This is a genomic window from Streptomyces sp. NPDC048352, from assembly GCF_040651895.1.
Lineage (GTDB): Bacteria > Actinomycetota > Actinomycetes > Streptomycetales > Streptomycetaceae > Streptomyces.
Genome location: NZ_JBEZKZ010000031.1, coordinates 1 through 12,450, shown reverse-complemented (window position 1 = coordinate 12,450; position 12,450 = coordinate 1). Strand labels below are relative to the sequence as shown.

Annotated in this window: 12 protein-coding genes; 7 read left to right on the top strand and 5 right to left on the bottom strand. The window is 74.4% G+C overall.

Annotated elements, in window-relative coordinates; translation table 11 throughout:
• Positions 1 to 82: 82 nt before the first annotated feature.
• The gene (locus tag AB0D45_RS17935) at positions 83 to 505 is read left to right on the top strand and encodes a MarR family transcriptional regulator (RefSeq protein WP_362459893.1); all 423 of its coding nucleotides are present in this window, start codon (positions 83 to 85) and stop codon (positions 503 to 505) included.
• Positions 506 to 517: 12 nt separating this feature from the next.
• On the opposite strand, the gene AB0D45_RS17930 is transcribed toward AB0D45_RS17935, so the two are convergent.
• Positions 518 to 1,213 carry a hypothetical protein gene (locus AB0D45_RS17930; RefSeq protein ID WP_362459891.1) on the bottom strand — a complete coding sequence of 232 codons (696 nt, stop codon included), beginning with the start codon at positions 1,211 to 1,213 and terminating at the stop codon, positions 518 to 520.
• Positions 1,214 to 1,291: 78 nt separating this feature from the next.
• Between AB0D45_RS17930 and AB0D45_RS17925 the strand changes: the two genes are divergently transcribed.
• Entirely contained in the window at positions 1,292 to 1,876 is a 585-nt protein-coding gene (locus AB0D45_RS17925; protein WP_362459889.1) for a hypothetical protein, read from the top strand.
• Between the two features lie 96 nt (positions 1,877 to 1,972).
• On the opposite strand, the gene AB0D45_RS17920 is transcribed toward AB0D45_RS17925, so the two are convergent.
• Positions 1,973 to 2,686: a triacylglycerol lipase gene (locus AB0D45_RS17920; RefSeq protein WP_362459886.1), complete on the bottom strand. Its 714-nt coding sequence runs from the start codon at positions 2,684 to 2,686 to the stop codon at positions 1,973 to 1,975.
• A gap of 222 nt (positions 2,687 to 2,908) precedes the next feature.
• Here AB0D45_RS17920 and AB0D45_RS17915 point away from each other — a divergent pair, with 222 nt between their 5' ends.
• From AB0D45_RS17915 to AB0D45_RS17905, 3 genes are all read left to right on the top strand, one after another.
• Entirely contained in the window at positions 2,909 to 3,946 is a 1,038-nt protein-coding gene (locus AB0D45_RS17915; protein WP_361601162.1) for a rod shape-determining protein, read from the top strand.
• Positions 3,943 to 5,508: a GAF domain-containing protein gene (locus tag AB0D45_RS17910; RefSeq protein ID WP_362459883.1), complete on the top strand. Its 1,566-nt coding sequence runs from the start codon at positions 3,943 to 3,945 to the stop codon at positions 5,506 to 5,508. Before AB0D45_RS17915 ends, AB0D45_RS17910 begins: the two co-directional genes overlap by 4 nt.
• 290 nt (positions 5,509 to 5,798) lie before the next feature.
• The gene (locus AB0D45_RS17905; RefSeq protein ID WP_362459880.1) at positions 5,799 to 7,142 is read left to right on the top strand and encodes a carboxyl transferase domain-containing protein; all 1,344 of its coding nucleotides are present in this window, start codon (positions 5,799 to 5,801) and stop codon (positions 7,140 to 7,142) included.
• 90 nt (positions 7,143 to 7,232) lie between these two features.
• Here AB0D45_RS17905 and AB0D45_RS17900 read toward each other — a convergent pair whose 3' ends face one another.
• Together AB0D45_RS17900 and AB0D45_RS17895 are read right to left on the bottom strand one after the other, a co-directional pair.
• Complete coding sequence (locus AB0D45_RS17900; protein WP_362459877.1) at positions 7,233 to 8,294, bottom strand: esterase-like activity of phytase family protein; 1,062 nt, start codon at positions 8,292 to 8,294, stop codon at positions 7,233 to 7,235.
• Between the two features lie 145 nt (positions 8,295 to 8,439).
• Positions 8,440 to 9,267 (bottom strand): AraC family transcriptional regulator, encoded by an 828-nt coding sequence (locus AB0D45_RS17895; RefSeq protein ID WP_362459874.1) that lies wholly within the window; start codon positions 9,265 to 9,267, stop codon positions 8,440 to 8,442.
• Between the two features lie 49 nt (positions 9,268 to 9,316).
• Between AB0D45_RS17895 and AB0D45_RS17890 the strand changes: the two genes are divergently transcribed.
• Entirely contained in the window at positions 9,317 to 9,682 is a 366-nt protein-coding gene (locus tag AB0D45_RS17890) for a cupin domain-containing protein (RefSeq protein WP_361601174.1), read from the top strand.
• 46 nt (positions 9,683 to 9,728) lie between these two features.
• Here the strand turns inward: AB0D45_RS17890 and AB0D45_RS17885 are convergent, their stop codons facing one another.
• Complete coding sequence (locus AB0D45_RS17885; RefSeq protein ID WP_362459871.1) at positions 9,729 to 10,982, bottom strand: MFS transporter; 1,254 nt, start codon at positions 10,980 to 10,982, stop codon at positions 9,729 to 9,731.
• Between the two features lie 214 nt (positions 10,983 to 11,196).
• Between AB0D45_RS17885 and AB0D45_RS17880 the strand changes: the two genes are divergently transcribed.
• A complete protein-coding gene (locus AB0D45_RS17880) occupies positions 11,197 to 12,342 on the top strand; it encodes a glutamate--cysteine ligase (protein WP_362459868.1) in 1,146 nt (381 codons plus the stop codon).
• Positions 12,343 to 12,450 lie beyond the last annotated feature (108 nt).

The window sequence follows — 12,450 nt, the reverse complement described above, 5'->3', positions numbered from 1 at the left end:
GAGAACGAAGATTACTTCAGGACGTGAAACAACCATGCGCCTGGATATTTCATGTTGTCAAGTAAACGGGTACCCTGGAGCCATGCCCAGTCGTCGCGCAGACCCAGTCACCCTCGAGGTCGTCGAGCTCATCGGCGATGTCGTGGCCCGCTACCACATGGAGTACGAGGAAGCGGCCGCCCGCCACCAGCTCACCGGCGCCCAGGCCAAGGTGCTGAACATGCTGTCCCTGGAGCCGCTGCCCATGCGGCGCATCGCGCAGAAGCTGCGCTGCGAGCCCTCGAACGTGACCGGCATCATCGACCGGCTGGAGACCCGCGGCCTGGTCGAACGCCGCCCGGACCCGGCCGACCGCCGGGTCAAGCTGGCCGCGCCGACCGAGGGGGGCGTCGAGACCGCGGAGCGGCTGCGCGAGACGCTGGACTTCGCGCGCGAGCCGCTGGCCGGCCTCTCCGCGGAGGAGCGCACGGCGCTGCGGGACCTGCTCAGGCGCATGCTGGCCTGAGCGGGCCCGTCGTCAGCAGAAGACCCAGAGCACGCAGGTCTCGGTGGGCGTCGGCTTCGGCTTCGTCGGCTTCGGCTTCGTCGGGGACGGCTGAGGGGGCTGCGCCGTGCCGGTGGGGCCCGGCGCGGGCTGCGCCGGCTTCGTCGGCTTTACGGATGTCCCGCCGCCGGTACCGCCCTGCGACGGCTCCCCCGACCCGGAGGCGGAGGCGCTCCCGCTCGCCGAGGGCTGCGCGGTCCCGCTCGGGCTACCGCTGGGCCGGGCCGACTTCCCCGCGCCCCCGGATCCCTTGCCGGACGGCAGTGCCGCCGGCGCGGCGGGCCCGCTGGGCAGCGCGTCCGGCTGCTCCGGACCGGAGTCGGTCAGCACCACCTTGTCGGCCCGGTCGGCGCCCTCGTCGTCCGTCACGATCCGGGCCACGGCTATCGAGCCCCCGGTCGCCAGCACCAGCCCCAGCCCGAGCGCGAGCACGCCCCGGCCGCGTCTGCGGCGGCTGGCCGCGCGCTTGCGGCTGCCCGCGCGACCCTCGTGGGGGCCGGACAGCACGACGAGTGAATCCGCGAACACCTCGGCCAGCGCGGGCTGCGGCTCGTGGGCGGGCGTCGCGGCGGCCGGTCCGGCCGCGGCCAGGTACTGGGCCGGGGTGCCGCAGCCGGCGCACGCGAGTGCTCCGTTGAGATGCCTCTGACAGGCGGGGCAGTAGTTCATGGCGCCCGCAGGCTATGCGGTCCCCGGCAACATAAGCATTCCGGGAACGTAAGGATCCTGTGTGGAATCGTTACGTCCATGACAGCGACGCGGAATCCGGGGCGTCCGGGGGCCTTCGGGCCGGCCGCCTTCCAGCTGGTGCTGCTGCGCAGGATGGCGGACTTCCAGCCCGGCCTCGCCGAAGAGGCCCGGCTGCGGCTGGGCGCCACGCTCGCCGAGCAGCGGGAGGCCAACCGGCGCTGGCAGGCGATGGTCCGCTCGCCCCGGTCCCGCGGGGCCCTCGCGCGCTACCGGTCGGTGCTCGGGCCGCCGGAGTCCGCGGAGCGGCGCAGCATCGGCGACCTGGAGTGCGAGGCCCTGCTGTGGCCGGTGCCGCTGTGGCCGGAGCTGCGGTTCGAGGTGCTGGCCGCGCCGGACGGGGCGGTGTGGAACGAGTGGCTGGTGCGGGCCCCGGGCGTGCGGGGCCCCGTACTGGAGACGGCCGGGGACCTGCGGCCCTGGTCGGCGACGGTGGACGAGGTGGCCCGGGCCTTCGCGCCGGCCCGGCCGATGGAGGGCACGGCCCCGACGCGCTGGCGGCTGGCGTTCACCGCGTCGGACCGGCCCCTGGTGGCGGAGTTCACGTACGGGCTGCTCCAGCGGGTGCAGGAGGGCCCGGGATGAGCAGCGTGCGTGCCGGGCCCCACCGGCCAGGAGGGCCCGGGATGAGCAGCGTGCGTGCCGGGCCCCACCGGCCAGGAGGGAGTGTGACGACCCGGTCTAGCTGCGCAGGAAGGCGCGGACGCCGGCCGAGGTGGCGTCGTCGCCGAGGAGGTCGTTGTGCTTCAGGCAGCCGGCCGGGGTGTTGAGGGCGCCGGAGAGCGGGACGCTGCTGTCGGGGTTGACCACCTCGTCGCACTCCGACCAGAAGGTCGCGTACTTCACGGCGCCCGGGGTCTCGTCGCCCGAGGCCAGGTTCTTCGCCACGTACGAGCCCGGGGTCATGTCCCGGCACGCCTGGTCCCACAGGGCGCAGGCCCAGGCGGTGGACGTGCCGTGGTTGGGGCCCGCCAGGGAGACCCAGTGGTCCACCGTCGCGGTGCCGCCGCCGAACTTGACGTACCAGCGGCCGACGAGCGAGCCGAATGAGTGCCCCACGAGGTCCACGCGGGCGGCGCCGGTCTCCCGCAGGACCTGGTCGACGTAGCCGGCGAGCCTGCCGGAGAGCACCTCGTTGACGGACTGGTGGGTGTCGTAGCCCCAGGAGAACAGCTCCGCGTCCGTGTACCCGTCCGCCCTCAGGTCCTCGCGCAGGGATCCCCAGACCCCCGGGTCCGCGTTGTAGCCGTGCACGAAGACCACCGGATTGTGGGCGGCGGCCGCCCGGTGGGGGGCCTCGGGCGCCGCCCGGTCGGCGGCCTGGGCCGGCAGGGGTGCCAGGAGGGTGAGGCAGAGGGTCAGGAGCGCCAGGAGTTTCTGGCGGGGCGTCAGCATCGGGTCCCCTTTACCTTGTTACGCACGGGTAGCGCGGGTGGTGCGCGCATGCTGCTGCCTGTCGGTACAGAAATCCACCCCCGTGCAGCACGCCTCACCCGTACGACACACCACGGCCGGAGCATTCCAACGGGCGATACGACCCATTTATCCGACAAGATGTGAAAAGCGATCGGCGGCCGCCGGTCTCATCCTGCGTCAGCGCTCTCGGGAGGATCTGCCGTGACCGTCAGTCTGGAGCAGTTGCGTCGCTGCCACGTCGCCGTCGACCTGGGAGCCGCCAGGACCCGCGTCTACGTCAAGGGGGCCGGACTCGTCGTCGACGAGCCCAGCGCCGCCGCGGTCAACACCCGCACCGGCGCCCTCATCGCCGTCGGCACCTTCGCCGAACGCATGACCGGCCGCACACCCGACTACATCCGCGTCGTGCGCCCCGTCTCCGGCGGCACCGTCGTGGACATCGAGATGGCCCAGCGCATGCTGCGCCACCTGCTCGGCGAGAAGCTGCGCCGTGCCCTGCGCCGCAAGCCCCGGCTGCGCGCCGCCGCCTGCACCCCGCACGACGCCGACCCGCTCGCCCAGCGGGCGGCCGTGGAGACCATGGTCGGGCTCGGCGCCCGGCGCGTCGAACTGGTCGACACCCTGATCGCGGCGGCCGTCGGCTGCGGCCTGCCCGTGGAGCAGCCGACCGCGACGATGATCATGGTGTGCGGGGCGGCGGCCACCCAGATCGCGGTGCTATCCCTCGGCTCGATCGTCACCGCCGAACGGATCCCCGTCGGCGGCGAGGCCATCGACCACGCCGTGGTCCAGCACCTGCGGCACGCGCACGAACTGATGCTGCCGAGCCAGGCCGTACGCCCCCTCCAGCTGGCCCTCCACGGCAACGGCATCACCCCCGACGGCCCGGCCTCCACCCTGATCCACGGCCGCGACGTGGCCACCGGACTCGCCCGCTCCGTCCACGTGGACACCGCGGCCGTACGGGACGCCATCCACACCCCGCTGACGGCCGTCCTCGACGGCATCGGCAAGGTGCTGCGGGACTGCCCGCCCGACCTGGTCGCGGACCTCACGGACCGGGGGATCATGATGGTGGGTGGCAGCGCCCGGCTGCCCGGCCTCGACCAGATGCTGCGGGACTCCACCGGAATGCCCGTCGCCATCGCCGAACGGCCCGACGTCTGCGCCGTGCTGGGACTCGGCGCGATGCTGGAAGGGAAGATCGCCCCCATGGTCCTCAACCCGCTGGCCGGATGACCCTGGACGAACCCGGCGGCGCCGGCGCGCCCTCGAGCCTCCCGGTGCTGCTGGAGGCGGTCCTCAGCGTCGGCTCCGAACTGGAACTGCACACCACCCTCCAGCACGTCGTGGACTCCGCCACCGAACTGTGCGGGGCCCGGTACGGAGCGCTCGGGGTCGTCGACCCCGAGCGCGCCCGCCTGACCCAGCTGTTCACCGCCGGGATGACCGGGGCCGAACGGGGCGCGATCCCCCGGCTGCCGGACGGCCGCACCGGCCTGCTCGGCGCCCTGATCAGCGACCCCCGGCCGCTGCTGCTGGACGACCTGACGAAGGACCCCCGCTCGGCGGGCTTCCCGCCCGGCCACCCGGCCATGCGCAGCTTCCTGGGCGTGCCCATCCGCGTCCACACCGAAGTCTTCGGGAACCTCTACCTCACCGAGAAGCGCGGCGGCGGCCCCTTCACGGACGAGGACCTCGCGCTGATGCGCGTCCTGGCCTCGCAGGCCGGCATAGCGATCGGCAACGCCCGCCTGTACGAGACCGCGCGCCGCCGCGAGCGCTGGATCGAGGGCGCCGCCGCCGTGACCACCACCCTGCTGGCGGGACGCCCGGCCGCGGACGCCCTGATGTGCGTGGCCGAACGCGCCCGGCTGCTCGCGGACGCCGCGGCGGGCGTGGTGCTCCAGCCCACGCCGGAGGGCGGCATGGAGATCGTGGCCGCCTCCACGCACGGGGACCCCGGCGACCTCGTCGGCACCGCCATCGCCCCCGGCTCCCCGGTACTGGAGCAACTGCTGGGCGGCGAACCGGTCTTCATAGAGGACTCCGCCACCGATCCCCGGATGACCACGCACGTGCGGGAGCGCTTCGGCCCGAGCATGATGCTCCCGTTGCAGAGCGGCGGCCAGCTGATCGGCACCCTCGCCCTGCCGCGGGCCCGGGGCGGGCTACCGTACGACGCGGTGGACCGGCTGCTGGCCTCCCAGTTCGCCTCCCAGGCCGCGCTGGCCCTGGTCCTCGCGGACGCCCAGCACGACCGGGAGCAGCTGGCCGTCTACGAGGACCGCGACCGGATCGCGCGCGACCTGCACGACCTGGTGGTCCAGCGGCTGTTCGCCACCGAGATGATGCTGGAGAGCACACGGCGGCGGTCGTCCAACGCGGCGGCCGGGGACACCGTCGGCGAGGAACTGAGCCGGGCCGTGGACGAGCTGGACTCCACCATCCAGGAGGTCCGCACCGCCATCTTCGCCCTCCAGCAGCCGCCGAGCGACGCCCCGACGACCTTCCGGGGGCGGGTGCTGCGCGAAACCGGCGGAGCCGCCGTCCTCCTCGGCTTCCAGCCGTCGGTGCACTTCGCGGGGGCGGTGGACGCGCTGCTCCCGGACCCGGTGACGACGGCACTGCTGTCGACGCTGCGCGGCGCGCTGGCGGCGGCGCACCGCCGCAGCGAGGTCACGTCGATCGAGGTGGAGGTCGACGCCACCCCCTCCCGCGTCCGTCTGACGGTCGCCGACGACGGCCGCACGGAGGCCGGCACCCGGGGCACGACGGTGGTGTGGGAGTCGGCGCTGTAGTGGGCGCGCGGAGACCCGATCCCCACCAGTCGCCGCAGGAGCCGTTCCCGGACGGCATCGGCAGCGCACCCCGGGCACCCACCGCCTAGGCCGTCTCTTCCGGATCCTGCTCCCCCAGCTACCGCTGGGAGGTGCCCCCAGACCCGCGTCGCCCGGCACCGCACCTCGCCGCGTTGTCGAGGCACCCGAGGACGTCCAGTAATCGGGAGCCTCTCCGCCTTGCGATGCACGGCACCGGACAACGCGGGCTTAACCGGCAAGATCCGGAAGAGACGACCTAGGGTGGCCCGGTGACGACCCGTATCTCGGCCCGTGCCGCCATCGCCGCCCTCACCGACCCCGGCTCCTTCGCCGAACTCCCCGCGCCCCGCGCGGAGTACCCCGACGACGGTCCCATCGGCTGGACCGGCTACGACGCCTCCCGCGCCCGCGCCACCGCGCGGACCGGCGAGCAGGAGTCCGTCGTCACGGGCACCGCCCTCATCGGCGGCCGCCCGGCCACCGTGATCTGCTTCGAGTTCGGCTTCCTCGGCGGATCCCTCGGCCGGCGCACCGGGGACCGGCTCGAGGCCGCGTACCGTCACGCCCGCGAGCAGCGCCTGCCGCTGGTCTCCCTGATCGCCACCGGCGGGTCCCGGATGCAGGAGGGGATGCTGGCGCTGACCCAGCTCCAGCGCGTGGCGCGGCAGTGCGTGCTCACCCGGGCCGCCGGGCTCCCGCAGATCGCGGTGCTGCGCGACCCCACCACCGGCGGCGGCTGGGCCACCCTCGGGGCGGGGGCCGATGTCGTGCTGGCGCTGCCCGGGGCGCAGGTCGGCTTCGCCGGGTCCCGGGTGCGGCCGGCGGACGCGGATCCGGCGGCGTACACCGCCGAGGGGCAGTACGCCGCCGGGCACGTCGACGCCGTCGTTCCGGCCGCGGAGCTTCCGGCGGCCGTCGCGGACTGGCTGCGGGTGCTGGCCGCGCCCCGCGCCGCCACCGCCGTCGAGCCCCCGGCCGCGCTGGCCGCCGTATCGCCCCCGGAGACCGGGTGGGACGCCGTCCGGCAGGCCCGGCACCCCGACCGCCCGCGTGCGGAGGCGTACCTGGAGGCCTACTTCGAGCTGCGCCTGCCGCTGCGCGGTGACCGGGCCGGGGCGGCCGACCCGGGGATGCTGTGCGGGTTCGGCCTCCGCGAGGGGCGGGCGGTCGCGTACGCGGCCCAGTGCGGCACCGCGACCCGCCCGGCGGGCTACCGTACGGCGGCCCGGGTCATCCGCCTGGCGGACCGGCTCGGGATCCCGGTGCTGACCCTGGTGGACACCCCCGGCGCGGCCAACGACGCCGCCGCCGAACACGCCGGCGCCGGCCCGGCCATCGCCGACACCTTCGCGGCGCTCGCGGAGGCCTCCGTACCGGTGACCACCCTGCTGATCGGCGAGGGCGGCTCCGGCGGGGCGCTCGCGCTGGCCGCGCCGGGAAACACCTGGGTCACTCCGGACAGCTACTTCTCGGTGATCGCCCCGGAACTGGCGGCGGCCATCCTGAAGCGCCCCGCCGAGGAGGCCCCCGCCACGGCGGACCAGCTGCGCATCCGGCCGCAGGACCTGGTGGCCCTGGGTGTGGCCCGGGGAATCGTTCCTCCGGCGCACTGATCCCGCCCGCTGATCCCGCCCGCTGATCCCGCCCGCTGATCCCGCCCGCCGGCCTCACCCACCGAACGCGGCTTCGCGCCGCCGGACGCTTCAGCGGGAGCGGCGGGCCGGCAGCCGCAGGTCGACCGTGTACAGCCGGGTGATCTGCTGCGGGAACTCGTTGTCGTCGCTGGCCAGCAGCAGCCGTACACGGCCGTGGCCGTCGTGGCCGGTGGCGACCATGCCCTCGATGTTGTCCACCAGCGGATGGTTCTGCGGCAGCTTCGAGGGGGCGCCCAGCGTCGGGCAGTCGTCGAAGTCTCCGAGCGGCGTCTTGCGGGCGGCCCGCAGCCCCGGTCCCTCGGCCAGCGCTTGCGTCGTCGAGGTGTCGCTCGCCCCGAGCGGGTCGGCGAGGTACAGCCTGGCCGTGATCGCGAACTCCCGGGTGAAGCCGCGCTCCAGGACGATCAGCCGCCCGTCGCGGGTCGGCGCGAGCTCGGCCAGGCCGTGGCCCGGGTCGACGGGGTAGGCGTACTGCCTGCCGAGGGCGAACTCGCCGTTCGCGCGCCGCTCCCAGGTCTGGATCCGCTGGAGGGTGCGGCCCCGGGAGTCCTTGCCGTCGCCCGCGAGCGGGCCCTCCACGCCGGCGACGAGGGTGTGCCCGCCGGGCAGGAGCGTGAGCGACTCGAAGGTCTGGTTCACCGTGGCCCGGCCCTGGGGCCCGAGGGCGAAGGCGGGCGGGATCGGCAGGGTGGCCAGCACCAGGCCGGTCCGGCTGTAGCGGCGGACGGCCGGCGCGGTCTCGTCGGTGACCAGGTAGGTGCCGTCCCGGTCGACGACCACGCCCTCGGAGTCGGTGACCTTCCCGGCGCCGTCCGTGAGCGGGAGCCGCGCGGTGGCCCGGGCGGCCGGGGTGTTCCCGCGGGTCACCTCGAGCCGGTAGAGCGCCGACTTGTCGGACACGGCGGCGACGCTGCCGTCCCGGTCGAGGGCGAGGCCGGAGATGCCGCCGACGGGCTTCCCGTCGAGCAGGCTCTTGTCGAGCGAGTCGGAGAAGCCGGCGACGGACATGTAAGGGGAGCAGTTCCCGTGAGCGGCGGCGGCCGTCGGGGGCAGGACCCCGGTGAGTGCGGCCGTGGCCACCGCGGTGGTGACGAGCGTACGAAGGCGCATGACGGCCTTCCTCCTGGACGGGTCGGGGGTTCGGATCGGGAACGGCACCGGGACCGGACGGGGACCCTGCCGAACTGTCATATGCCTGACCGGAACAAAAGGGAAGGCCGGGCGGCGCGGTGGCAACGAACTCGCCAACTCCCGTTCACACGAGGCGGTTGCCGGCCGCCGGGCGGGCGAATCGCGCCGGGGTGGTCCCGACGTGGCGCGCGAAGTGCCGCGTCAGGTGGGCCTGGTCGTAGAAGCCCGCCTCCGTCGCCGCCCGGGCCGCCGGCATCCCCGCGAGCAGCAGCTCCCGGGCCCGTTCCACCCGGCGGCCCGTCAGGTAGGCGTGCGGGGGCAGCCCGTAGGCCTGGCGGAAGCTGCGGATGAGGTGGGTGGGGTGCGTGCCGCCCAGCGCCGCAGAGGCCTCTTCCAGGGTGACCCCCTCGGCGGCCCGCGCGTCCAGCAGCTCGCGCAGCCGTACGGCGGTCCGCGCGCGCGGCGCCTCGTACGGCATCGGCTTCCTTCCCCCCAGCCACCAGCGCAGCCGCTCCCCCACGAAGGCCAGCCGCGACTGCGCCTCCAGGGGGTCGGGATCCCGCAGGGCCCGGTGCAGGCCGTGTACGCGGCCGCGCAGCGCGGGGTCGGCCAGCAGCGGGGCGTCGACGGCGGAGCCGGTGAGGTGCTCGGGCAGCACCGAGGTGTCGAGGTACAGCACCCGCTTGCGGAAGCCCGTCTCGGTCACGGTCCGGCCGTCGTGGGCCACGCCGGGCGGAAGCAGGACGACGCTGTCCGAGACCCCGGCCCCGTACCGCTCGCGTTCGAGGGCGAAGTCCACCCGCCCGCCGTCCAGGATCATCAGGGCCCAGGTGTCGTGCACGTGGACGGGGTACGCGTGGTCCGTGAAGCGGGCGTGGAAGACCTCGGCGATGCCGGTGACCGGCGGCCGCCAGGCGGAGACGGTGCTGCGCGGGCGGGGGTCGGCGGACATGTCAGAAACGTACAAGACCGGCCGGCGGGGCACGCGTGACGCTGTCCCCATGACACAGACAGCCAAGGTCGACATCGCGGAGAAGCTGGCCGGGTTCACCGAGCAGTGGGCCCAGCGCACGATCGCCCGGGTCAACGACTACGAGGTGAAGGTGGCCAAGGTCCAGGGGGAGTTCGTCTGGCACGCGCACGACGAGACCGACGAGCTGTTCCTGGTGGTGAGCGGCACGCTGACGATCCACCTGCGGGACGGGGACGTGGTGCTCGGCCCCGGCGAGCTGTACGTGGTCCCGCGCGGGGTCGAACACTGCCCGGAGGCGGCGGAGGAGGCGGCGATCCTGCTCTTCGAACCGGCGGGCACCGCGAACACGGGCGCCCGGCCCGGCCCCCGCACCCGCCCCCCGGTCGAGGCGTAGCCGCGCTGCCCCGGCCGCACCGGGCGACGCCCGGAAAGAGTCCGGGCTACGCCTGTGGTGAGCGGGCGTCGTAGCGGGCGAAGCCCCGCCACCGCAGTGCGAGCAGCGCGAGCACCAGCACGCATGCCACCCCGCCCCCCGTGACCGCCGCCCCCGGCGAGACCAGGTCGGCGACCGACCCGGCGAGGAAGTCCCCGAGCCGGGGGCCGCCCGCGACGACCACGATGAACACGCCCTGCAGGCGCCCCCGCATCGCGTCCGGCGTCGCCGCCTGGAGCATCGTGCTGCGGAACACCATCGAGATGGTGTCGGCGCACCCGGCCAGCGCCAGGAAGACCAGCCCCAGCCAGAGGTTGCGCGTCAGGCCGAAGACGGCGATGGCCACCCCCCACGCCCCGACCGACAGCAGGATCGCCAGCCCGTGCCGCCGGATCCGGCCCTGCCAGCCGGAGAACAGCCCGCCCAGCAGCGCGCCCACCGCGGGGGCGGCCACCAGCAGGCCGACGGTCTTGGCGTCGCCGCCGTACCAGAGCACGGCGATGGCCGGGAACAGGGCCCTCGGGTGGGCCAGCACCATGGCCGCCATGTCGGAGAAGAAGGTCATCCGGATGTTGGGGCGGGTCCCGAGGAAGCGGAGGCCGTCCATGACCGAGGCCCGCCCCTTGCGGCCCTCCGGCAGCATCGCGGGCAGGCGCCACATCGCGTACAGGGCGGCGATGAAGGTCACCGCGTCGATCAGGTACGCCGCCTGGTACCCCCACCAGCCGACGATCAGGCCGCCCAGCACCGGGCCCAGCATCGTCCCGGAGGTCATGGTGACGGAGCCCAGCGCGTTGGCGGCGGGCAGCTGCTCGGGCGGCAGCAGCTTGGGGATCATGGCGGAGCGGGCGGGCCCGTTCAGGGCACCGCAGACGGCCTGGAGGGCGACGACGGTGTAGAGCAGCCAGACCCGGTGGTAGCCGAGCAGGGCCGCGGCGGCCAGGCCGGCGGACAGGACGGTGAGCCCGGTCTGGCTGTAGAGGCCGAGCTTGCGCCGGTCGACGGTGTCGGCGATGGCGCCGCCGTACAGGCCGAAGGCGACGAGCGGGACGAGCGAGAAGAGCCCGACCAGTCCGACGGAGAAGCTGGAGCCGGTGATCTCGTAGACCTGGAGCGAGATCGCCAGGGCCGTCATGGCCTGGCCCATCCAGGAGATGGTGCCGCCCACCCACAGCCGCCGATAGTCGGCGGAGGTGCGCAGGGGGGTGAGGTCGGCGAATATGCGCCGTTTCGGTCGGGGAGGGGAGGCGGTACCGGTCACACGGGATGGTAACCGGACCCGGCTGGGGCCGCCCTGGAGCACGGGACGCGTGCACCCACGCGCACCGCCCTCACCACCCGGACCCGGCGCCCCAGGGCGGGGCCGGGCTTGCCGCTAACCCGCCACTGATACCCGACATTTGACCGGATCGACGTACCCTCCGGGCCTCCTGTTCCGCTCATGATGAAAAGACTCGTATGTCCAGGGAGGCGTAGTGATCGAACCTGGCAACAGCACAACGAGCACCACCGTGAGCGGCGTCCCCACCCCGCTCACGGTCGGCGTCGAGGAGGAGTTCCTGCTCGTCGACGCCACCACCTTGCGGGTGGTACCGGCCGCACCGCTCGTCCTCGCCACCGCCGCGGGGCTCCCGCAGCAGCTGCACCCCGAGGGGACCCGGTACCAGGTGGAGATCTCCACTCCGGTCGCGCATTCGGCGGTGACCCTGCGCGAGGAGCTCGCCGTCCTGCGGCGCACCCTCTCCGCGGCGGCGCGGGAACACGGCTGCCGGCTGCTGGCCGCCCCCTCGCCCGTGGTGGCGGTGGAGGGTCCCCTGCACCTGACCGACGACGAGCCGCGCCAGCGCGAGCAGCACCGGCGGTTCGGCGCGCTGACGGACACCCTGGTGAGCTGCGGCCGCCACATCCACATCGGCACCCTCGACGTGGACACGGCGGTGGCCGTGTCCAACCGGGTCAGACCATGGCTGCCCACGCTGATCGCGCTGGCGGCCAATTCCCCCTTCTGGGGCGGCCGGGACACCGGGCACTCCAGCTGGCGGGCGATGGCCTGGTCGGGCTGGCCCTCGGCGGGGCCGCCCCCGCACTTCCCGTCCACGGCCCACTTCCGGCGCGCGGTGCAGACCCTGCTCGGCTCCGGGGCGGCCCTGGACACCAAGATGGTCTACTGGGACCTCCGGCCTTCCGGGAACTGGCCGACGCTCGAGATCCGGGCGCCCGACATGTCCCCGGACATCGACACGGCCGTGCTCCAGGCGGAGCTGGGGCGCGCGCTGGTGGCCTCGGCGCTCCGGGCGATCGCCGAGCAGCAGCCGGATCCGCCCGTACGGGACGACGTACTGCGTCTCGCGCGCTGGCGGGCGGCGCACGACGGGCTGGAGGGCTTCGGCCTGGACCCGTACACGGGCGCGGAGATTCCGGCGGCCGACCTGGCGGAGGCGCTGCTCGACCTGGTCGCCCCGGACCTGGCCGCCGCCGGCGACCTGGACCACGCGGCGAAGACCCTGGGCGGGCTGCTGCGCGACGGATCGGGGGCCGCCCGGCAGCGTGCGGCGTTCGCCCGCCGCGCGGACCTGTCGGACGTACTGCGCTTCCTGGTGGAGGAGACGGAGAACTTCTAGGGGGTGTCCGCAAAGTAGCGCCGGCCGCCCGAAGGGCGGGCCCTGCGGCGTCTGGTGCCGTGCATCGCAAGGCGGAGGGCCGCCCGCGTACTGGACGTACTCGGGCGG